Origin of the sequence: Aphanothece hegewaldii CCALA 016 (assembly GCF_003007785.1) — a bacterium.
GTDB lineage: Bacteria > Cyanobacteriota > Cyanobacteriia > Cyanobacteriales > Microcystaceae > Chroococcus > Chroococcus hegewaldii.
The window spans coordinates 1-24,145 of record NZ_PXOH01000049.1 but is presented as its reverse complement, the minus strand read 5'-3'; the positions used below and the strand labels follow the sequence as shown (position 1 = coordinate 24,145).

Annotated in this window: 14 protein-coding genes; 11 read left to right on the top strand and 3 right to left on the bottom strand. The window is 41.0% G+C overall.

Going from position 1 to position 24,145, the window contains the following annotated elements:
• A partial coding sequence (locus tag C7H19_RS23325; RefSeq protein WP_181280643.1) for a transposase occupies positions 1–331 on the top strand: 331 nt, incomplete at its 5' end.
• Between the two features lie 157 nt (positions 332–488).
• On the opposite strand, the gene hisD is transcribed toward C7H19_RS23325, so the two are convergent.
• A complete protein-coding gene (gene hisD / locus C7H19_RS23320; RefSeq protein WP_106459313.1) occupies positions 489–1,772 on the bottom strand; it encodes a histidinol dehydrogenase in 1,284 nt (427 codons plus the stop codon).
• 259 nt (positions 1,773–2,031) lie between these two features.
• Between hisD and rpsT the strand changes: the two genes are divergently transcribed.
• The 4 genes from rpsT to C7H19_RS23300 all read left to right on the top strand — a co-directional run bounded on the left by rpsT (position 2,032) and on the right by C7H19_RS23300 (position 10,856).
• Positions 2,032–2,331, top strand: a complete 300-nt coding sequence (gene rpsT / locus C7H19_RS23315) for a 30S ribosomal protein S20 (RefSeq protein ID WP_106459312.1) — start codon at positions 2,032–2,034, stop codon at positions 2,329–2,331.
• A 105-nt stretch (positions 2,332–2,436) separates the two neighbouring features.
• Positions 2,437–3,216 (top strand): TatD family hydrolase, encoded by a 780-nt coding sequence (locus C7H19_RS23310; protein ID WP_106459311.1) that lies wholly within the window; start codon positions 2,437–2,439, stop codon positions 3,214–3,216.
• Between the two features lie 210 nt (positions 3,217–3,426).
• Positions 3,427–6,744: a DNA-directed RNA polymerase subunit beta gene (gene rpoB, locus C7H19_RS23305; protein WP_106459310.1), complete on the top strand. Its 3,318-nt coding sequence runs from the start codon at positions 3,427–3,429 to the stop codon at positions 6,742–6,744.
• Between the two features lie 122 nt (positions 6,745–6,866).
• Positions 6,867–10,856: a DNA-directed RNA polymerase subunit beta' gene (locus tag C7H19_RS23300; protein ID WP_106459309.1), complete on the top strand. Its 3,990-nt coding sequence runs from the start codon at positions 6,867–6,869 to the stop codon at positions 10,854–10,856.
• Positions 10,857–10,896: 40 nt separating this feature from the next.
• Here the strand turns inward: C7H19_RS23300 and C7H19_RS23295 are convergent, their stop codons facing one another.
• Positions 10,897–12,453: a mechanosensitive ion channel family protein gene (locus C7H19_RS23295; protein ID WP_106459308.1), complete on the bottom strand. Its 1,557-nt coding sequence runs from the start codon at positions 12,451–12,453 to the stop codon at positions 10,897–10,899.
• Between the two features lie 100 nt (positions 12,454–12,553).
• Positions 12,554–13,375: a carbonic anhydrase gene (locus C7H19_RS23290; RefSeq protein ID WP_106459307.1), complete on the bottom strand. Its 822-nt coding sequence runs from the start codon at positions 13,373–13,375 to the stop codon at positions 12,554–12,556.
• A 205-nt stretch (positions 13,376–13,580) separates the two neighbouring features.
• Between C7H19_RS23290 and C7H19_RS23285 the strand changes: the two genes are divergently transcribed.
• The 6 genes from C7H19_RS23285 (at position 13,581) to C7H19_RS23260 (ending at position 24,010) form a co-directional block, all read left to right on the top strand.
• Complete coding sequence (locus C7H19_RS23285; protein ID WP_146136576.1) at positions 13,581–14,801, top strand: RNA-guided endonuclease InsQ/TnpB family protein; 1,221 nt, start codon at positions 13,581–13,583, stop codon at positions 14,799–14,801.
• A gap of 123 nt (positions 14,802–14,924) precedes the next feature.
• Positions 14,925–16,193 (top strand): bifunctional folylpolyglutamate synthase/dihydrofolate synthase, encoded by a 1,269-nt coding sequence (locus tag C7H19_RS23280; protein WP_106459306.1) that lies wholly within the window; start codon positions 14,925–14,927, stop codon positions 16,191–16,193.
• Positions 16,194–16,371: 178 nt separating this feature from the next.
• Positions 16,372–16,905 carry a late competence development ComFB family protein gene (locus C7H19_RS23275; RefSeq protein ID WP_106459305.1) on the top strand — a complete coding sequence of 178 codons (534 nt, stop codon included), beginning with the start codon at positions 16,372–16,374 and terminating at the stop codon, positions 16,903–16,905.
• Between the two features lie 99 nt (positions 16,906–17,004).
• Positions 17,005–19,887: a DEAD/DEAH box helicase gene (locus tag C7H19_RS23270; RefSeq protein ID WP_106459304.1), complete on the top strand. Its 2,883-nt coding sequence runs from the start codon at positions 17,005–17,007 to the stop codon at positions 19,885–19,887.
• Positions 19,888–19,983: 96 nt separating this feature from the next.
• Positions 19,984–22,731: a glycoside hydrolase family 10-like protein gene (locus C7H19_RS23265; RefSeq protein ID WP_106459303.1), complete on the top strand. Its 2,748-nt coding sequence runs from the start codon at positions 19,984–19,986 to the stop codon at positions 22,729–22,731.
• Positions 22,721–24,010, top strand: a complete 1,290-nt coding sequence (locus C7H19_RS23260) for a pentapeptide repeat-containing protein (RefSeq protein WP_106459302.1) — start codon at positions 22,721–22,723, stop codon at positions 24,008–24,010. Before C7H19_RS23265 ends, C7H19_RS23260 begins: the two co-directional genes overlap by 11 nt.
• Positions 24,011–24,145: the final 135 nt, after the last annotated feature.

Genomic DNA, 24,145 nt, shown 5'->3' with positions numbered 1-24,145 from the left:
AAAATCCTTTGCCGCAGCTGTAGGAGCAGGACAAGACAAAATTATCCTTTTGGTTCTTGACCGCGCTGGATGGCATATGAGCGAGAAAGTTGAGTTACCATTAGGCATCTTTTTTGAGCCTTTACCTCCTTACTCTCCCGAATTACAACCAGCCGAGAGACTTTGGGCTTTGGCTGATGAGCCTTTGGTCAACAAGAGCTTTGAAACTCTTGATGCTTTGGAAGTGGTTCTCGCTCAACGCTGTCATGTTCTTGCACAAATGCAACCTCAAATTCAAGCTTTGACTAACTATCATTGGTGGCCAGATCCAGAAGTTTTCAAGGCTGGTTAAAACCTCTTTGTATACAATGGCTAATAACTACGGATTTGGTATCATTAAGAGGGTTTGGTCTCCAAATTCAGAAAGTGTATTTTGTTGTTTTAAAAACCGCTAAAAGTCAGCAAATTGTGAATGGATGCTCAATCTACTACTTTAATTAAAACTTAAATTAATCATCATACTCATTTTTATTCTTTCCTTCCATCCGTAAACGAATCGCATCAATCCCACTTAAATAACCATCTGCTTGAGCTAAAATTTGTAGAATATTAGAAAATTGTCGTAACGCGATCGGTGAATATTCAATCACACTAGAAGACTGCATAAACGTTTCTACCCCAATAGCTGTCGCCAGAGCAAAAGCAGTACCCCCAAAGTATTCACCGACAATTTTTGGCGTAGAAGAACCCATTAAAACTGTGCCAGCATATTTCACTTGTTCTAACACTTCCCAAGGTTCATCAACCCATAAAGCTAAATGAGCAGGAGCAAAAAAATTAGATAAATCTATAGCTTTATCTAAAGTTTCAACAACAATAATTAAGCCATAATGTGCTAACGCTTTTTCAGTCGAAATTCGTTGAGAATAGTTTTGAGAATAAATTTTGATTTGTTGTTGTACTGAATCAGCAATTTTGAGGCTTGTTGTAATTAAAATTGAAGCAGCATAAGGATGTTGTTCCGCTTGGGCTAATAAATCAACAGCTAGTAACTTCGGATCGGCTTGTTGATCCGCAATAATCAGTAATTCCCAAGGATAAGTCAATGTATCGATTTTAACCCGATCGCTCACCATTTTTTTAGCCATCGCCACCTCAAAATCTCCGCCACCCGTAATGACATCGACTTTGGGAATAGTTTGAGTTCCATAGGCTAAAGCAGCGATCGCGCCGACTCCACCCATTCGATAAATATTCGTCACACCCGCTTCTTGAGCAGCGACTAAAATTCCTGGATGAATTTTTCCGTTTTCACCTGGGGGTGTTACCATGATAACTTGTTGGACTTGGGCAATTTTAGCGGGGATCGCTTGCATCAAAACCCAACTTAAATGAGCTTGATTGCCATTCGGTACATAAATTCCAGCTTTAGAGACAGGGCGGTAACGTTTAGCGATCGCTATTTCCGCATCGCCAAATTGAACCCAAGATTTAGGAACTCGGCTGAGGTGAAAAGCTTCTGCTTTAGCACAAGCTAATTGAATCGATTTTAGTAGCTCTTTAGAAACTTGCTGATAAGCTGCATCGAGTTCTGAGCCACTAACTTTTAAACGAGATAATGACAGGGGCGACTCCCCTAAATCAATTAAAGCCTGATCTCCTTTTTGTTCAAAGTGATCTAGGACTTCTTTAACTTTAGCTTCTTGGGCTTGTTGCCCTGACTCCCCGAAGCGATCGCGAATGCGTCGTAGTTCAGTTTGGGCTTCAACTAACTGGGTAACAATTCGCAGCATGAAGTTTAGAACCCTTTTTTAGTGACGATTACAAGAGCAGGACACAGACGCACTCTCGTATGATCCTACTTATCTAGCTTACCTATAATTTCCATTGCTTGCCCGCATTTGTGAAGAAGTCGCTTATTTTAGCTCAATTGTTTTTCCTCCATGAGTCCCTCAAAAAACACTTGTCAAAGATTGACTTATTCTGTTATCATTGTCTATCTGAGTCTTATTATTCTTAAATCAACTAAACAACCTTTAAAGAGAAACGACTGTGGCTAATACAAAGTCTGCAATCAAACGGATCAAGATAGCCGAGCGTAATCGTTTACGCAATAAATCTTACAAATCGGCCGTTAAAACCCTAATGAAAAAATACTATAGCGCAGTAGACAGCTACGCAGCTAATCCAACTCCCGAATCAATGAAGTCGGTAGACGAAGCCATGTCAGCCGCCTACAGCAAAATTGATAAAGCAGTTAAACGCAATGTTTTACATAGCAATAATGGCGCGAGAAAGAAAGCGAATTTAGCAAAAGCACTTAAAAAAGTGACGGTCACTGCTGCATCTTAAACAAAGTCTAAGCTAGAATTAATCTAGCTATGTCCATCTTTAAAAGAAAAAAGGGTGACAGGGTAATAGATCTTAAATCGCTGTGACGACAGCCTATAAGGAGTAATGCAATTTATTGATACCCATGTTCATCTGAACTTTAAAACTTTTCAGGAGGAGTTAGTCGGTCTCTGTGAACGTTGGCGAGAAGCAGGAGTTGCTCGTCTAATTCATTCGTGCGTTGAACCAAGCGAATTTGAGGAGATTCAAGCCATAGCTGATCGTTTTCCTGAAATATCTTTTGCTGTTGGTTTACATCCCCTAGATGCTCAAAAATGGACAGCAGAAACAGCCGATCAGATTTTGAACTTAGCCAAATCTGATGGGCGTGTTGTTGCAATTGGAGAAATGGGACTAGACTTTTACAAAGCTGAAAATCAAGCCAAACAAGAACAAGTATTTTTGTCCCAATTGAAAATCGCACAACAACTCGATAAACCCGTTATTATTCATTGTCGGGATGCCGCAGAGAGGATGCGACAACTCTTACGAGAATTTTGGCTTAGTAACGGAAAAGTCAAAGGAGTGATGCACTGTTGGAGTGGCACCCCAGAAGAAACACAATGGTTTTTAGACTTGGGTTTCTACATTAGCTTTAGTGGGATTGTCACTTTTAAAAATGCTACCTCTGTACAAGAATCAGCCAAAATCTGCCCAGAAAATCGCTTACTTATTGAAACAGATTGTCCTTTTTTGGCTCCAGTTCCCAGACGTGGTAAGCGAAATGAACCCGCTTATGTGCGATATGTAGCCGAGTATTTATCTAGGTTACGTGATGTCAAAATTGAAAACTTAGCTCATCAAACAACCGAAAACGCTCATCATCTTTTTGGACTTTCTTATTAATGAGGCGATACTATCAAAATGCTTTTCTTACCCATTCGAGAAGCCGTTAATAAAATGAGGAGCTATCTGCGCCCACAGGTAAGGCAGCTTATAAGCTCCGTAATGATTAATTTTGATTTTTCTTTCTTTGAGCAGACTAATCACTCGTCTTGCTCCATCAGTTTATAGTTTTCGATTCACGTAAAAAAGGCACACATTATATATAAAAGCATGAGCAATCTAAATTCTAATCTGCTTCCTGATCTCATTGAAATTCAACGGTCTAGTTTTCGCTGGTTTCTTGAAGAAGGATTAATCGAAGAACTCAATAGTTTTTCGCCGATTACGGATTATACAGGTAAATTAGAACTGCATTTTTTGGGGGCTGACTATAAACTAAAAGAACCCAAATACTCCGTTGAAGAAGCCAAACGTCGGGATAGTACATATTCAGTACAAATGTATGTACCGACGCGGTTACTCAACAAAGAAACGGGAGAAATTAAAGAGCAAAAAGAAGTCTTTATTGGAGATTTGCCTTTAATGACCGAACGGGGAACCTTTATTATTAACGGTGCAGAACGAGTCATCGTTAATCAAATTGTTCGTTCTCCTGGGGTTTATTATAAAGTTGAAATCGACAAAAATGGTCGTCGTACTTATTCAGCATCTTTAATTCCAAACCGAGGAGCCTGGTTAAAATTTGAAACCGATAAAAATGGTTTAGTTTGGGTCAGAATCGATAAAACCCGTAAACTATCGGCCCAAGTTCTCCTCAAAGCCATTGGATTATCAGATAATGAAATCATGGATTCGTTGCGTCATCCAGATTTCTATCAAAAAACCCTAGATAAAGAAGGAAATCCCACCGAAGAAGAAGCCTTACTAGAGTTATATCGTAAACTCAGACCAGGTGAACCGCCAACCGTAAGCGGCGGACAACAACTCCTAGAATCGCGCTTTTTTGATAATAAACGCTATGATTTAGGAAGAGTGGGTCGTTATAAACTTAATCGGAAACTGCGGTTGAGTGTACCCGATACATTACGGATCTTGACACCTGGCGATATATTATCAGCGATCGACTATCTAATTAACCTCGAATTTGATATCGGCTCAACCGATGATATTGACCATTTAGGTAATCGTCGAGTTCGTTCAGTAGGGGAACTCCTGCAAAACCAAGTCAGAGTAGGACTAAACCGCTTAGAACGGATTATCAGAGAACGGATGACCGTAAGCGAAGCCGAAAGTTTAACACCGGCATCTTTAGTCAACCCCAAACCCTTAGTAGCAGCGATAAAAGAGTTTTTTGGCTCCTCGCAATTATCGCAGTTTATGGATCAAACGAATCCACTAGCCGAATTAACCCACAAACGCCGTCTATCGGCACTTGGACCTGGCGGATTAACGCGAGAAAGAGCGGGTTTTGCAGTGCGAGATATTCATCCCTCCCATCATGGTCGAATTTGTCCAGTAGAAACGCCAGAAGGACCAAACGCGGGATTAATTGGCTCTTTAGCGACATATGCGCGGGTGAATCAGTATGGCTTTATTGAAACGCCTTACCACAAAGTCGAAAACGGACGAGTCAGACGAGATTTAGATCCCGTATATCTAACAGCCGATGAAGAAGATGATGTACGGGTAGCCCCAGGAGACGTAGCCACCGACGAAAAAGGAATCATCCTAGGAGATATGGTTCCCGTACGGTATCGCCAAGACTTCTCCACCACCACACCAGTACAAGTGGACTATGTAGCAGTTTCCCCCGTGCAGATTGTCTCGGTAGCAACTTCGATGATTCCCTTCCTCGAACACGACGACGCAAACCGCGCCCTCATGGGATCAAACATGCAGCGTCAAGCCGTACCTCTATTGCGTCCAGAGCGTCCTTTAGTGGGAACAGGACTCGAAGCCCAAGCAGCAAGAGACTCTGGGATGGTGATCGTCTCGCGGACACATGGTATTGTCACCCACGTAGATGCGACACGGATTACAGTAAAAATCACCAACGAAAAAGGCGACGTAGAAGGAACCCCATCTGAGATTACTTATCCGATCCAAAAATATCAGCGATCAAACCAAGATACCTGCTTAAATCAGCGTCCTTTAGTTTATAACGGTGAACAAGTTGTCCCAGGTCAAATTCTAGCAGATGGTTCGGCAACTGAAGGCGGCGAACTCGCACTAGGACAAAATATTCTAGTCGCCTATATGCCCTGGGAAGGCTATAACTACGAAGACGCAATCTTAATCAGTGAAAGACTCGTTTCTGAAGATGTGTATACCAGTATTCACATCGAAAAATACGAAATCGAAGCGCGTCAAACCAAACTTGGCCCCGAAGAAATCACCCGTGAGATCCCCAACGTCGGAGAAGATGCCCTCAGAAACCTCGATGAACGCGGTATTATTCGCTCAGGTGCTTGGGTAGAAGCCGGAGATATTCTCGTCGGTAAAGTAACACCAAAAGGAGAATCAGATCAACCACCAGAAGAAAAACTACTGCGGGCGATTTTTGGTGAAAAAGCGCGAGATGTAAGGGATAACTCCTTAAGAGTCCCCAACGGTGAAAAAGGTCGGGTCGTCGATGTACGTGTGTTTACTCGTGAGCAAGGCGATGAACTCCCACCAGGGGCTAATATGGTTGTCCGCATTTACGTCGCCCAAAAACGTAAGATCCAAGTTGGGGATAAAATGGCAGGTCGTCACGGCAATAAAGGGATCATTTCTCGGATTTTGCCACTCGAAGATATGCCATACCTCCCCGATGGAAGACCCGTAGACATCGTACTCAATCCTTTGGGTGTCCCTTCTCGGATGAACGTCGGCCAAGTCTTTGAATGCCTTCTAGGATGGGCTGGTGAGAATCTAGGTGTACGGTTCAAGATTACGCCGTTTGATGAAATGTATGGGGCTGAAGCCTCTCGTCTGACGGTACATCGTCTGCTTGAAGATGGTACACAACGACCAGGTAAACACTGGATTTTTAATCCTGAGCATCCAGGAAAAGTCGTCGTTTATGATGGACGCACCGGCGAACCTTTTGATCGACCGATTACTGTAGGACAAGCTTATATGTTGAAGCTGGTTCACTTGGTAGATGATAAGATTCACGCTCGCTCGACTGGGCCTTATTCATTGGTGACTCAACAACCATTAGGAGGTAAAGCTCAACAAGGTGGGCAACGTTTCGGAGAAATGGAGGTTTGGGCATTAGAAGCTTACGGCGCGGCTTATACCTTACAAGAACTTCTGACCGTGAAATCGGATGATATGCAAGGACGGAATGAGGCACTTAATGCGATCGTTAAAGGAAAGCCAATTCCACGCCCAGGTACACCAGAATCATTTAAGGTTTTGATGCGAGAACTGCAATCATTAGGCTTAGATATTGCCGTACATAAGGTGGAAAACGCACCAGATGGAACCTCGCGGGATGTCGAAGTGGACTTGATGACGGATCTCGGTCGTCGTGCCCCAAGTCGTCCCACCTATGAATCTCTAACTACGGAAGATTTAGAAGCCGAAGAAGTCGAAAGCTAATTTCAGTAATCAGTAATCAGTAATCAGTAATCAGTAAAGAAAAATACTGTTTGCTGTTTACTGTTAACTGATAACTGAAAACACTGTTTACTGTTAACTGATAACTGATAACTGAATAAACTATGTTCTACAACTACACGGTTGATAAGAATCGCTTAAAAAAACTAATCGCTTGGACGTATCAAAATCATGGCTCGGCTCGTTGCGCTCAGATGGCGGATGATCTAAAAGATCTAGGTTTCCGTTTTGCCACAAAAGCCGGAGTATCGATCAGTGTTGATGATTTGACTGTTCCACCCGCTAAACGCAATATGCTTGAAAGCGCGGAACAAGAAATACGCCTAACTGAACAACGCTACGCCAAAGGGGAAATTACTGAAGTTGAACGGTTCCAAAAAGTAATTGATACTTGGAATAGTACCTCAGAAGCCCTCAAAGATGAAGTAATCCGAAACTTCCGTGAGACAGATCCCCTAAACTCCGTCTATATGATGGCTTTCTCTGGTGCAAGGGGAAATATGAGCCAAGTGCGTCAGTTAGTCGGAATGCGGGGTCTGATGGCTAACCCCCAAGGCGAAATCATCGACTTACCCATTAAAACAAACTTCCGTGAAGGATTAACCGTCACTGAATACGTGATCTCTTCCTATGGTGCGCGTAAAGGTTTAGTAGATACAGCCTTGCGGACGGCCGACTCAGGATATCTCACACGGCGTTTAGTCGATGTCTCCCAAGATGTAATTGTTCGTGAACACGACTGCGGAACCAAAACGTTTATTACCGTTAGCCCGATGAAAGATGGCGATCGCATTTTGATCCCATTATCTGATCGGCTATTTGGCCGCGTCTTAGCGGAAGATATCGTCGTAGATGGAGAAGTCATCGCCAAACGAAATGATTTCATCGATGCTGAAATGTCGATGAAGATCGAGAAAATGGTCGAAAGCGTAAAAGTCCGATCGCCCTTAACCTGTGAAGCAGTCCGCTCAGTTTGTCAGCAATGCTACGGTTGGAGTTTAGCTCATGGCCACTTAGTTGATATGGGTGAAGCAGTAGGTATTATTGCGGCTCAGTCAATTGGTGAACCCGGAACCCAATTAACGATGAGAACCTTCCACACAGGAGGGGTCTTTACAGGGGAAGTTGTACGTCAAGTTAAAGCCAATTTTGACGGAACAATTCGCTTTGGTGAAGGACTTAGTACCCGTCGCATTCGGACTCGTCACGGGGAAGAACGCGAACAAGTAGAAGTCAATGCCGAATTTACTTTAGTTCCAGACAACAAAAAAACCGAACCCGTTAGCTATTCTGTGACTCCTAGTTCCTTGCTCTTTGTTGAGGATGGACAGAAAGTAACCTTTGAACAGTTGTTAGCTGAAGTCGCCAACGCTAAATTACAGCGTTCAACCGAAAGAGCCACCAAAGATGTTACCACCGATCTCGCCGGCGAAGTACTCTTTTCCCAGTTGGTACCCGAAGAAAAAACCGATCGCCAAGGGAATACAACCCGCATCGCCCAACGGGGGGGTCTACTTTGGGTCTTATCGGGTGATGTCTATAACCTGCCACCTGGAGCCGAACCTGTCGTTAAAAACGGTGAACAAGTATATGTGGGAACAGTATTAGCCGAAACCAAACTCGTTTCTAATAGCGGGGGTGTGGTGCGTTTAGAACCCAATAGCCGTGAAATCGATATTGTTACGGCATCAGTACTACTCGATCAAGCTCAAGTCAGAGTCGAAAGTAGTGGCGGACGCGAACAGTTTATTATTTATACGGCTGATGGACAACGTTTCTTACTGAAAACAACCCCTGGAACCAAAGTCCAAAATAATGCGATCGTAGCTGAACTCATAGACGATCGTTACCATACTCATAGTGGTGGACTCATCCAGTACGGCGGACTTGAAGTCTCGAAAGGTTCCCGCAAGCAGGGCTATGAAATAACACGCGGTGGTACAATTTTGTGGATTCCTGAAGAAACCCACGAAGTCAATAAAGACATCTCCCTACTACAAGTCGAAGATGGTCAGTATGTAGAAGCGGGCGAAGAAGTCGTTAAAGATATCTATGCTCAATCAAGTGGCGTTGTTGAAGTTATCCAGAAAAATGATATCTTACGCGAGATCATCATTAAACCAGGAAAACTCTATCTTGATCTAGATCCCGAAGCTACCAAAATTGAATCAGGACAAGTTCTCAACGCGGGAACTCAGATCACGCCTCTATTGGTCGCCGATGAACTAAGAATGGCTGAATGGGTCGAAACTACCGAAGGATACGGTTTATTACTGCGTCCGGTGCAAGAATTTACGGTCTCAGATGAACCCGATGTCCTCTCTCAAGGTTCAATTAATGCTGAAGGTGGACGACAAATTCGACTACGATCGGTACAACGCATTTTCTTTAAAGATGGCGAACGTGTCAAGTCTGTCGATGGGACACAGTTGATCACGACTCAACTCGTTTTGGAGATGAGCAGCGAAGAAACCGACCTTATGACTCATTTAGCGGCGGATATCGAGTTAAAACCCGATGAGGATGCTGAATGTCAACGTCTACAACTGGTCATGCTAGAAACATTAGTATTGCGTCGTGATACAGAAAGCGATCCATTAGGGGGCAATATTAGTACTCGTGTTCTGGTACACGATAATCAAGAAATTCCCCCAGGTGCAGTCATTGCGCGAACCGAGATCCAATGTAAAGAAGCAGGACAAATTCGCGGTATTAAGAGCGGTATCGAAGCAATTCGACGAATTCTGATTGTTCGCAATTCAGATCTTATTAAAATTGAGACATCGCAAAAACCCAAAGTTAAAGTCGGTGATCTTGTCATTGCTGAAGAGGAAATGGCACCAGGTGTTCACGCTCCCTATTCGGGTCAAGTGGTGGAAATCGATCGTAAAGGAGAATACACAGTTACTATTAGAGGGGCGCGTCCTTATCGGGTATCCGCCGGAGCAATTCTCCACATCGATGATGGAGATTTAGTACAACGAGGTGATAACCTAGTATTGCTCGTCTTTGAACGTACCAAAACAGGAGATATCATTCAGGGTCTACCCAGAATCGAAGAACTGCTAGAAGGACGTAAACCCAAAGAAGCTTGCATCTTAGCCCGTAAACCAGGTATTTGTCAGGTGGAATATGGGGAAGATGGCGACAGCCTTGGTATTAAGATCATTGAAGACGATGGCACAGTCAGCGAATATCCACTCCTGACTAATCAAAGCCTTTTAGTCACCGATGGTCAACGGGTCGAAACGGCTACCCCCCTCACCGATGGACCTGCTAACCCCCATGAGATTTTAGAGATTTTCTTTAATTATCATGTCGATGATCTTGGGGTTTATGAAGCGTCCCTGCGCGGCTTACAAAAAGCTCAAATTTTCTTGGTCGATCAGGTACAATCGGTTTACCAGTCCCAAGGGATTGATATTTCCGATAAACACATCGAAGTTATTGTTCGTCAGATGACTTCTAAGGTTCGCATTGATGACGGTGGCGATACGACGATGTTACCCGGTGAACTGGTGGAACTCCGTCAAGTTGAGCAGGTTAATGATGCTATGTCGATTACAGGCGGTGCGACGGCGCGTTATACTCCTGTTTTATTGGGGATTACGAAAGCGTCTTTAAATACCGATAGCTTTATTAGTGCGGCTTCTTTCCAAGAAACAACACGGGTTCTAACTGAAGCGGCTATTGAAGGAAAATCCGACTGGTTACGAGGCCTCAAAGAAAACGTGATTATTGGTCGCTTGATTCCTGCAGGAACTGGCTACAATGCCCATGAACACGGTGGAGCGATCGCCCCGATTGATTCTCAAAGCGACGAAAGAGAGGACATGACCAATAGTCGCCCTTACTATTCCCAAGCGGACGTACGCCCTTCAGTTTTTTCTAATCGCTTTACCGACCTTGAAGATGATGAGGATATCGTTTTAGATGATCAAACTGCTCGTGCGATGAGCCAAAGTGAGGTTTTAAAACTTAATTCTTTCTCTGATACTCGTATGATAAGTCGGATGACTGATGATGACGATGATGATGAGTTTGAAGATGGTTATGATGACGATGATTACGATGACGATGATGATGATGAGTAAGCATCTATAACTTTAGTCTAAGCTAGTGGATAGTTAATTGTTAGCTATCCACTTTTTCTTTTTGATCAAAGGCACTTTTTAACATTTTGCGTAGTAAACGTTGAATAGATAAATGTTTACCTGGTTTGACTTTGGTTAATGTTCGTAAGATTAAATAATCTCCGCCAAAATTTTCTAAACCATCGATGTAAGTTGGTTCCAGAACATCTAAACATTCTTCTTTTAATTGTTGTCCCACTTCCGAGATCAGGCTGTAGATTTGCTCTAAGTTAGCATGGTGAGCAATTGTTACTTCTACTTTTGCATAGATATACTGTTTAGAATAATTAATTACTGAACCAATTTCTCCATTACGAATAATTTGGAGTTGACCATCAGGATGTCGAATTTGAGTGGTTCTCAATTCGATCGCTTCCACAATTCCTTCGACTGTGCGTTCTTCGAGTTTTCCCGCTTCAATATAATCACCTACTAAATAATAGTTCTCAAAGAGAATAAAAAAACCACACACTATATCATTGATCAGATTTTGCGCCCCAAATCCCACGACTAAACCTAAAATTCCTGCACCCGCTAACAAAGGTGTTGGATCAAGATTAATGAGTTTTAGAATAATAATTCCTGCAGCAAAATAAATCGAATATTTTAAAACACTTTTAAATAAAGGAATAATTGTTAATCGTCTTTGTCGTTGTAAGTCGGTTAAATTCTCGGTTTGTAAAATTAAATCTTCTAAAATAACATTGGTGATTTCAATGGCAACACCACAGAGAAAATAGATGGATATAATGGCAACTATTTCATCAGCATAATTAGAGAGAAAGGCAATAAAATCGATATCTTGGATAATTAGGGTGGCAATTCCCACATATAAAAGATATTCTAAACATTTTTTGAAAGTGGGAACAAGATGACGAAATCGCTGATAGTATCTCAATAAGTTATCAGAATTAGCATATTGAAGACTTAGTGCATCTAAAGTATCGATTAATGCTGAAAGTGCTTTGATGAGCATTCGTCCAACGGCGATCGCTAAATAAGCTTTTAGGACAATATATAAATATTTGGGGATAACATTTGGTAAATTGAAAAATTGGGTACAAAGACTGACTACTAAAAGCCAAAGACTGTTTGTCAATGTCTTTTTTAAATCATTAAAAAATAATTCGATGCTTTCGTCATTGGCTATTATGCGATCGTAGTTTTTCGCCCATAAAGCACCATACTCTAAACCACGATTGAGCAACGGTATGCTAAATTTTACCAACAAAAACAGAATCAGACTTTTAGCGATCGCCGTTACTAAATCAAACCAAAACCGTCTAGGAATACGATCAATCAAGTTAATTTGGATTTCTTGAACGCTTTTTCCCTGATAAATCAAAACACTGTTTAAGCTAATTAGTGCAAAGCATAAACCCGCACAGGATAGGAGTAACAACAAATTCAAATTCTGACGTAGTGTATTCAGTTGCTCTGTTCTACTCCTAAACCATGATCTCCCCATCATCTTGAAGCTAAAATTAATTAGCTTGTTCAATAGTGAAAAGACAATAATCAAGAAACTGACTTCAACGATCGTGATTAAAATATCCACAGGTCAATTAGTCAAATCCTTAACTCATTTTTTAGAACATCTTGGAAAATACATCCCTAGATACTTGACATAATACAAACTTTATGATATTGGCGGCAGATTAGCTATTTTTTGACGAACCGCGATAAATGCGTTCCGACTGTTCAAGGGATAGCCTTTCTTGACCTGGTAAATGAGCAGAATGACCATTTGGAGAAGCTGAGACTTTTTGGGATGGCGTGTCTGGAATGATTTTAAACGTAGATAGACCAGGAACAGAACAGCTTGGATGTAGATTATATTCAGGTTCAATGGTAGAAATACGGCTTTGGGGCGGGACAAAATCGTGTAAGACAGGATCATATGATAAAACTTCTCCTGTCTCAATTCTATAAATCCAGCCATGAATTGAAATCGAGCCTTTATGCAGACGAGAACGGATGATGGGGTAAGTCTGTAAATTGTCAAGTTGATTTAAAATATTTTCTGCGACAGTAATTTCGATCAGTTCTTCGCCTTGCAAATCACTATAATTATCTTTTACTAGCTTACGGGTAGCCTCAGCTTGCTTTAACCAATTATAAACGAGGGGCATTTCATCCGCTAAAGCTTGTAACTTAAGAAGTCCTTTCATTGCGCCACAATGAGAATGACCACACACAATAACTTGTTCTATATTTAAAGCTTGTATCGCATATTCGATCGATGCGCCCTCTCCCCCATTTGTGGCACCATAGGGAGGAATAATATTACCTGCATTGCGGATGACAAATAATTCTCCGACTTGCGCTTGAGTGATTAAGTTCGGATCAATGCGAGAATCTGAACAGGTAATAAACAAAATTCTGGGACTCTGTCCCTGAGAAAGTTCTTCAAAGAGTTCTCGGTTAAGATCAAAATAGCCTGTTTGGAACGCAAGTAGACCCTCTAGGAGTTTTTTCATAGATTACTGATGCTAACGCTTGTATTTCATCATACACAATTTCCTTAACGCATTATTCATCATTGTGAACTTCCTGTATAAGAAAACTTTACCAAAAATCTAGGTAAATGTAGTCAAGTTTTGGCAATTATCTATGATTACAGAATAGTTGCTTTCCTGACAATTTTTATGCTATAGTTCAAATAATCCAGTATATATACCGAAAATGCAGTTAGTCGAAAGACATCTAATTAAGCCGAGACATAAATATTTTGGAGAGTGTGACAAATTATGTCTTCTCTCGAAAAATCTTTATAACTTGGCTAATTACATTTATCGACAAAACTTTTTCTCTGGAGTAATGACAAATGCGATTGAGGTGTATCATCAATTAAAAACAACACCAGAATATCAAGCATTGCCATCAAAAGTAGCTCAAAGTACATTAAGGTTACTTTTGAGAAACTGGACAAGCTATATAAGTGCGTCCAAAGCATATTTACAAAATCCAAATAAGTTTAAAGGAGAGCCAAAGATCCCGCATTATAAAGGCAAAAGAAGTAAAAACCGTTCCGATGGGCGTTACGTTGTTACTTATAATAATCAAGCAATTAGTAAAAAATGCTTGAAGAAAGAACAAATCGTACATCCAAGTGGAACAAATATTTTTCTTCCGTCTAAGGCTTCTTTTGTAGATGAAGTAAGAATCGTACCAAAAACGAGTTGTTATATGATCGAAGTGGTCTATTCAACCGAAGAAAAACCTTCATTAGATGAACAAAGAATTGCATCAATTGATTTAGGTTTAAACAATTTGTGTACTTTAACTTACAACTTACCAAGAGAAAAGCCAGTTATTTATGACGGTAGAGCGATTAAATCGGCTAATCAATATGCTAACTATAGAAATGCTGAACTCCGTTCTCAATTGCCTGATACGCAACAGACAAGTCAAAGAATAGAAAGGCTTTGGCGTAAACGTAATCAGAAAGTGGACTATTTTCTCCACACAACAAGTCGCGCAATCATTAACGACTTAGTACAGAAAAACATTGGCATTTTAGTCATTGGCTGGAACGAAGAATTTAAAAATGGGATTAATTTAGGAGCAGTCAATAATCAGAAATTTGCCTCGATTCCTCATAAGAGATTAATTCAACAACTTGAATATAAAGGTAAGTTAGCTGGAATAAAAATCGTTTTAGTTAACGAGGCTTATACTTCAAAATGTTCTGCTTTAGATCACGAGCCAATTCAAAAACATCACTCTTATTTAGGAAAAAGATTAAAACGAGGACTGTTCCAAACAGCGACTAATCTTAGAATAAATGCTGATGTGAACGGGAGCATTAATATTGGTCGTCTCTATTTATTAAAAGTAGTTGGAAATGGGAATATCCCTCATCCAATAGAGGAGCCAGTGCGTTGGGCGGGTTCCCCGACTTGAAGCAACTGGCGTGATGTTGTAGTTCATCCAGTACGGGTCAAAGCGTACAAAACTGATTCTATAATACAATGTAATATTTGTGTACAGAATTAGTAACTATATAGATAATAAAACCTAATTATCATGTCAACTGATATAAATTCTTTACTGATACCCTTTCAACGCTTTGGTGTTCATCTAGGATTAGAACGTATTAACAAATTACTGATGAGATTAGGAAATCCTCATCATCAGATTCCTATTATTCATGTTACCGGAACAAATGGAAAAGGTTCCGTTTGTGCTTATTTATCGTCTATCATGACCCAAGCAGGTTATAAAGTTGGACGTTATACCTCACCTCATTTAGTAGACTGGACAGAAAGAATTTGTCTAAATGAAATTCCTATATCTACGGAAACCCTAACCGATATTTTAAAAACAATTTCTACTGTTATTTTACCTGATGAAGAAAGTCCCACACAGTTTGAAGTCATTACGGCGGCTGCATGGTATTATTTTGCACAAAATAAAGTCGATCTTGCTATTCTAGAAGTTGGACTAGGTGGAAGACTCGATGCAACCAATGTGTGTGAAAATCCTCTCGTTAGCGTCATTACATCCATTAGTCGAGAACATTGGCAAACTTTAGGCCCAACGATCGCCCATATTGCTACTGAAAAAGCCGGTATTCTTAAATTAAACTGTCCTGCAGTCATTGGTCATCTCCCCCCCTGTGCTGAAAAAGTCGTCTTACAAAAAACTCAACACTTAAATTGTCCAACAATTTGGGTAGATCCTTCTATTCCAACACAAACTCAACACGCTCATTATCAATTAGCTAAGTTAATTGACATTGAATATCCTTTACCATTATTGGGACAAGTGCAGTTAATGAATTCTGCGATCGCAATGGCTACCCTAGGTATTTTACGACAAAAAGGCTGGATAATTCCAGACGAGGCAATACAAGAGGGCATGAAAAAAACTTTTTGGCCTGGACGATTACAATGGATTCAATGGCAAAATAATTCTATATTAATTGATGGCGCTCATAACCCTGCTGCTGCTGAAGTTTTAAGACAGTATGTAGATACACTTCCTCAACCGATACATTGGGTAATGGGAATGCTCAGTACAAAAGATCACGAAGATATTTTTCAAGCCATCTTACGACAAAACGATCAATTATCTTTAGTTCCCGTTCCCGATCATAGTACCGCGAATCCCGATTCATTAGCCGTTTTAGCCAGAAATATTTGTCCAAACCTCAGCAAGATACAAACATTTAGTGAGCTTTTTGTTGCTTTAGATACAGCCATTCAAAAAAATATTGAACCCAAAAAGACAATTGTTTTATGTGGTTCTCTCTATTTAGTCGGTTATTTCCTTGCCAAAATGAAGATAAATTAAAGATTATATAAAGATTTGATGAACTTAATTAAAATTAACTAAAAATAACTAGACAAATTTACGGAATTAATCTAGTGTGGGATTAATATGTATACATTGTTCTAATAACGTCAAGAGTAAAAACGCTGAACTTGCCTCATAAAAATTAAATCCATGTGCCGTGTCGGAGAGAAAAACAATGAACACAATTCCTCATAAATCACCTCAAAGATATATCAATGTCATGGAAGAACTGGTACAAGAGGAAATAAATAAACAACTCAAACATTATCCTCATGCTTTGGTTGAATATATTAATCAAATAGAAGTAGCGACATTTGCTTTAAACCGTTTACCTCCCTTATACGCTTCATGTGAAAAAGGAAAAAATCAACAAAAAATCTTAGGACAGCGAAAATATAAAGATCAAATAAAAATAGCAGTGCGTCAAGGTTTAGCCGCAGTACAAAGAGATCCAATTCGTTCTTCAACGCCATTAATTTCCGATTATGAAACCGCGAAAACAGCATTAATAGAATTACAAAAAATGCTAGAAGAAAACGAATTAACAGACTATGAAAAACTAACATGGGAAAACTTAGTCAGTGTTATTAAACGCTCTCTGCATCGAGTCATGTGGAAAGTGCAGCGACAGACAGAACACCACTTACCACCAACACAGAGTTTAACCACATCTTATTTTTTAGGCGATAGCCATGATTCTTGGCGATAATGTTAGGTATTGATTTTTTTGCTTATTTTACCGTAAACAGGAGTCGTTCGATACAATAGAAGCCAATACCTAAAACAAACGATATCCATTTGTTAATACGTGAATGACTTTCTGACAAATGCACCGTTAGACCTAAAGTTAATTTTTCCCTTTGAACTAGACGAGTTCCAAAAGCAGGCGATCGCTGCTTTAGACCAAGGTAAGTCCGTCGTGGTGTGCGCTCCAACGGGATCAGGAAAAACATTAATCGGAGAATATGCGATCTATCGAGCATTGGCTAGAAAAAAACGAGTTTTCTACACCACTCCTCTAAAAGCACTGTCTAACCAAAAATTTCGAGATTTCCAAGAAAAAATGGGTGTAGAAGAAGTCGGTTTAATCACCGGAGATACCGTCTACAATCCTAACGGCTCAGTGATCGTCATGACAACTGAGATATTCCGTAATATGCTATACGAAACGCCCATCGGTCAAGTCGGTACATCCCTAGAAAACGTAGCAACCTTAGTACTCGACGAATGTCACTATATTAGCGACAAAGGACGAGGTACAGTATGGGAAGAATCTATTATTTATTGTCCCCCATTCATTCAACTGGTCGCCCTTTCAGCCACCGTCGGCAACCCCGAAGAACTCACCCACTGGATCAACCAAGTACGAGATAAAGCCAATTCAGTCCAAAATATTTCAAAATGTGAATTAATTAACTCAGATTTTCGTCCCGTGCCGCTACGATATTATTTCACGACCAAAGAAGGACTATTCCCCTTACTAGACGGCAAACAAAACAAAATCAACCCGCGTCTAAAAGAGAAAACAAACAACGGCAAAAGACGACGCAACAAACGAGAAGACTGCCCCAGTATCTTAATGGTTGTTGAACAACTCCACAACAAAGATATGCTCCCCGCTATCTATGTAATTTTCAGTCGTCGGGGCTGTGATCAGGCGATGCGAGAACTAAAAGCGATCACCCTCGTCAATCAATCAGAAACCCGCGCCATTTATTATCGACTTCTCCTCTTCTTTTTATCAGAAAACATATCCTTACAAGAAGCCTTACTACAATGGTTTGAACCCGAAAACCCAACATTACACGAAAAATTAACCGCTTTTTTAGCCAATGATCCACAAGCTGACGATCTTCTCCTAAATTATTTATTAGAAACTCCTGATGTTGCTCTAACATTGTGGCAATTTTTAGCAGAAGTCTCTCAACTGATCAAACTCGATCAACTCGAACCCTTAACACGAGGGATCGCCGCCCACCATGCTGGAATTTTACCCTTATGGAAAGAATTAGTTGAGCAACTCTTTGAAGTTGGCCTCATTAAAGTCGTTTTTGCAACCGCAACACTTTCGGCTGGAATTAATATGCCCGCCCGCACCACCGTTATATCAGCCCTTTCCAAACGAACCGATGATGGACATAGTATGCTCACCCCCTCAGAATTTGTCCAAATCGCAGGCCGAGCCGGACGACGTGGGATGGATGAGGTCGGTCATGTTGTAACCGTTCAGACACCCTTTGAAGGGTCAAAAGAAGCCGCCTTTTTAGCCACCGCTAAACCCGAACCTTTACAAAGCTGTTTCACCCCTTCTTATGGCATGGTCTTAAACCTCTTACAAAAACATACCTTAGAAGAGGCAAAAGACTTATTAGAAAGAAGTTTCGCTGAATATTTAGCGCGACTGAAACTCACTCCAGACCGACAAGCGATCGCAACCCTCACCACCGAACTAGCAAAACTCGATGTCGAATTAGCTGGAATTGAACAAGCACAAGTAGTCAGTTATCAAAAACTCAAAGATCGCATCAGAGAAGAAGAACGACTATTCAAAATCTTAGAACAGCAAGCCAGTAACACCATCAAACAAAAACTAAGCCGACATTTACCCAACCTTGCACCCGGTCAAATTTTGCATCTCAAAGGCAAGTATATTAAAGTTAGCGACCCGATAAGAGCAATTTTTGTTCAAACAGTATCTGGCTCTGGACAAGCCCCTGATTTGCTCTGTTTAGGCGAGGATAACCGTTGGTATATTGCACCCTATGGCGATGTAGCCGAAATTAATAGCGGTTCCGTTTCCATCTCAGAATTAGCTCATTTAAGCCCTTCTCTGGGTGAAACCAAACAGCTAGGAGGATGGCGCAGAGGCGATGAACAAACCGCCCAATTTAGCCAAAAAATCGAAATATATGCCCGAAAAAGCGAAACGCCCCCAGAACTGCTCCAACAAGCGGAAAGAATAGCGATCGTTGAAACCCAACTCAGCCAACATCCACTCAGTCAACGCAAAAATATCGGCCGACTGCTAAAATCTTTTTATCATCGTGTTACTTTGCGCGAACAACTGCATAAAAGCCAAATTCAATTACAAAAACAACAATCGCGTAAATCTTACTATTGGGAAGAATTCCTCAATTTAATCGAAATATTACGAGAATTCAACGCCTTAGACGGATATCATCCAACACAACTCGGAAAAGCCGCCGCAACCATTCGGGGTGAAAACGAACTTTGGCTCGGTTTAGTCTTAATGTCTGGACAACTCGATCATCTAGAACCCTCTTATTTAGCCGCCGCCATGAGTGCCGTAATCACAGAACCGCTACGCCCCGATACTTGGTGTAATTATGTCGCGCCACCAGAAGTATTAGAAACTTTTCGACTCACAGAAGCCAATTTTATTAGTTTACGCGAAATTCGTCGCCAATTGTATCAAGCCCAAACACGCTATGAAATTACGATCCCCGTTTGGTTAGAAAATCAATTATTAGGTTTAGTCGCTCAATGGGCTGATGGTGGTCAATGGCAAGAAATCTGTGAAAATACTAATCTAGATGAAGGCGATCTAGTGCGTCTGTTGCGTCGTACCGTAGATTTACTCTGGCAGATTCCCCAAATTCAAGGAATTTCCGCAATTCTTCGAGAAAATGCGAGAGCCGCAATTATAGCGATGAAACGATTTCCAATTTAATTTTTATTTGCTCAATTATAGAAATAAACAGTTATGATAATTTTCAAAGTGTGATGCAAAATAGTTTAATTGCGGTAAAAGGTGAGGAGAGAATCTGTGTTAAAACCCCAGAATAAAACAACATGGAAAGAGAAAAAATATTCTGTTTCTTTACTATCAATCCTTCTAACCCTTTTCTCCTCTAACTTTTTGCCTAAACCGGTACTCGCGTTGGGAACTCCTGTCGGTGTTGTAAGAAGCGCTGAAAATACCAAACAGTGGTCAACAATCACAGAACGCTTACAAGCAGTGGGTGTAAGCTATTGCATTTTAGAAACGCGAAATTGGCAGCAAGAAGAAGACTTAAAAAACTTTAAAGTGTTGTTTTTACCCAACGTAGAAAATATTAATGGTTCTCAGGCGATCGCACTCCAAAAATGGATGAGTCGCGGCGGACAAGTCATTGTTACTGGGCCTACCGGAAATCTATCTCAAAGCGAAATTAAAACACAATTAAAAACACTTTTTGGCGCATATTGGGGATTTGCTAACAGTTCAGCCGCTACTTTAAAGCTTAATGAGCAAGGAAAATCCAACTTTTCTAATCAACCCAGTTTATCTAATACTTTCATTGGTGGGGTGATTATTCCTACTGGTGTCAACAGTCAAACCCTCGCCATATGGATGTCGAAAGGAAAACCGCCCGCAGTTGTCGGAACCAACAAAGCAACCTATTTAGGCTGGCGCTGGGGTATTGATGGCGTTTCTCCTCTTAGTTTAGACTCAGCTTGGTTAAAAGTCGCTCTCTCGCGTCACGGGGTCAAACCAGACAGTAACTCTATGTTACAAGCGGTTCCTTGTCAAGTGAATAGCAATATTGCCCAAAATAGAAAACCTCCAGTTGCTACAACCACGCGCCCACAAACCCAAAATAAAAAGCCTCCAGTAACAACCACGCGCCCACAGACCCCTTTAAGTGATGTTCCTCTAACTAGCCCAGTCGTCTCTTCAGAACCCATTCAAGAAGCAAGAGTAATAGAACCCGTCGAACGTGAGTGGCTTACAGCGCAACAAATTACGGAAATGAGCCAAGAATTAAGTAGTTTAATTGCACGTTATGAAAGTACCCTACTCGCTGCCAATGCTAGTAATAGTAATTTAGATTTATCACCGCAGAAAATTATTGAAACCTCGAAACGTACTAATACTGAAGTTAGTACAGTAAGGGTGGCTCATCGCTCCTCACTCATTGTGCAACAAGCCAAAGAAAACCTAGAAAATTTCCAACAACTCATTCAAGCTAAAGAGTACGAACAAGCGAGAGAACTTTGGTTAAAAGCCCGACGGAGTTTATGGGATAATTATCCAACAGAACGCCAGTTTGCTCAAAGCGAAATTAGAGCAATGTGGTTAGATCGAGGAACCATCGTTCAAGCAAAATCAGAAGAAGATTTAGCGAAAGTTTTTGATCGAATGGCAAATGCGGGGGTTAATGTCGTCTTTTTTGAAACTATTAACGCGAGTTACCCCATTTATCCCAGTGCGATCGCTCCAGAACAAAACCCCCTAACTCAGGGTTGGGACCCCCTGAAAGCCGCCGTTAAACTCGCACACGAACGGGGAATGGAAATTCACGCTTGGGCCTGGATTTTTGCAGCAGCAAACCAACGTCATAACGAAGTCATGGGGCAACCGAAAAATTATCTCGGTCCCGTTTTATCGCGTCATCCAGACTGGGTGATCACGAATAAACAAGGCGAACCCTTTGACTATGGAAAAGAATATAAAAAAGCATTTTATGATCCAGCTAACCCCGAAGTACAGGAATATCTTTTATCTCTTTTAGAAGAAATTGCCACTAACTATGATGTCGATGGGGTGCAGTTTGATTATATTCGCTATCCCTTCCAAGCACCACAAGCTAACGAAACCTTTGGCTATGGGCTATCTTCGAGATGGCTTTTTAAACAAGAAACCGGTGTCGATCCCATTGATATTTATCCAAAACATCCTCTATGGAACTCTTGGACAAGTTTCCGGGCGCAACAAGTTACTAATTTTGTGGCGATCGCATCAACTCGTTTAAAACAAATTAAACCTAATCTTTTGATCTCTGCGGCAGTATTTCCGATGGCACAACAAGAACGGATGTACAGACTCCAACAAAACTGGGAAGAATGGGGTAAAAGAGGTTGGGTTGATCTGATTTGTTTGATGACCTATGCTTTAGATACGGGCAATTTGGAAGAGCGAACACAATTACTCTATGAACCAATGGCGGCAGGTGCCAGTCTAATTATTCCTGGAATTCGCTTACTAAAAGTCCCTGATTCTGTAACAATCGATCAGATGCAACTACTCCGCAATATGCCTACATCGGGTTTTGCTCTCTTTGCGGCCGAAAATTTAACCCCCAATCTACAGAGTATTTTAAATCGGACTCAGGGTGTAATTTCCTCTAACAATAAAGAACCACTTCCTTATCGACAACCTTTTCAAACGGCGGCGTTACGGTTTCAAGGATTACAAAAAGAGTGGAGTTTCTTAATGGTCAATAATCAATTAGCTATGAATGAAGGAACAATGAAAAATTGGGGCCAACAGGTTGATTATTTGGCAGAAAGTTTTAATAAATTAGCGCAAAATCCAACACCTGCTAATTTAGCTCATACTCAAAATACCCTGAAAAAGTTTCGCACTTCTTTTTCTCTTTGGATGAGCGAACACAAACAGAAAAACGCTTATCAAGTGCAAGTCTGGCAAAATCGTCTTGATACTATCGATCGATTATTAGTGTATGGCGATCGTTTAACCTTTAATAATAACACACAAAACTATCGAAAATTTAGCCCAAATGTCCATTAAACCCGATCCTAACGAAATATCTAATCTGCCGAACACCTTGGCTCAATCGAATGGGAAAGATATCAGAATTATTCCCTCACCCGATCCTAATGCTGTGCCATCTGAACCGTTACGGGCTGAATATTTGTCCCATTTATCCTATCAAAATCAAACACGGCGTAAACCTTTTTTGCCAGAAATTCAACCAACTAGCCCTCTGATTTTAATCACATCAGTCGGTGTAATGATTATTGGTTTGGTTTTTCATTGGACTTGGGTCGGTTTTTCGGGGGCTTTAGTCGCGCTCTTACTCGCCTTACAAATTATCATACCTGGTTTTGTCGATTGGTTAAGCCGTTATCTCACACCCAGAGAACGTCGCGGCGTTTTAGCAACAATCGTTTTAATAGCTTCTCTTGCTGGATTAGCACATTATTTTGGCGTGTATAATAGGATCACCCTGTGGCTAAATTCCTTTAAATATGACGAGTTTGGTTCATGGGCTGAATGGGTTGGCGCACTCGGACAAATTATGATCGCCGTCTTAGCGGTATATGTCGCTTGGGCGCAGTATGTGATATCCAAAGATTTAACCATTCAACAAAACCGCATTACCCAACAACAAACCATCGATGCTTACTTTCAGGGCATTTCTGATTTAGCATTAGATGAAGAAGGATTTTTAGAAGATTGGCCGCAAGAAAGAGCGATCGCTGATGGTCGAACCGCCTCAATTTTAAGTAATGTTGATCCCTCTGGTAAAGCGCAAATTCTCCGTTTTTTGAGCCAGTCGAAAATGCTCACCCCTCTAAAACGCGATCGATTTTTAGGAAGACCTATTTTAGATGGTGAAGGTGGTTATGCTGAGGATCGCTTTGAGGGCACAAGAGTTGTTAATCTAGGAGTAATGCTGGCAGGAGCAGACTTAGACGGTCAAGATTTACGCTGGACAGAATTAAGCGAGGCGAATATGGTACGGGCGAACTTGAATCAATGTGATTTAGTGAAAGCCAACCTAGCTCGAACAATTCTCTATGAAGCCAGTTTACGCGGCGCTGACTTAAAAGGAGCACGATTATTTTATGGCTCAGTTCAAACCGCAAGTCCGAGAAGTCGCATTCATCCCCCGAATTACGAGACGGGTGCTTATACTGGAGTTGTCATCGAAAATGCGGATCTCACCGATGTGAGAAATTTAAGCACCGAACAGCAGTATTATTGTTGTGCTTGGGGAGGGGAAAAAACCCGCGCAACGATTCCAGGCGGGTGTGACGGTATTCCCAATCAATTAGGACGCTAAAGGCTTCACCTTTCTTGTGTGAGTACAGAAGGTTGACACTGTTTCATTTTAACTCTAATGGGACTTAAACACAAATCAAGCCCAAATAAACCCTAAACTTGCTTTGTAAGAAGCAAAGACATCCCTATTTTGAGT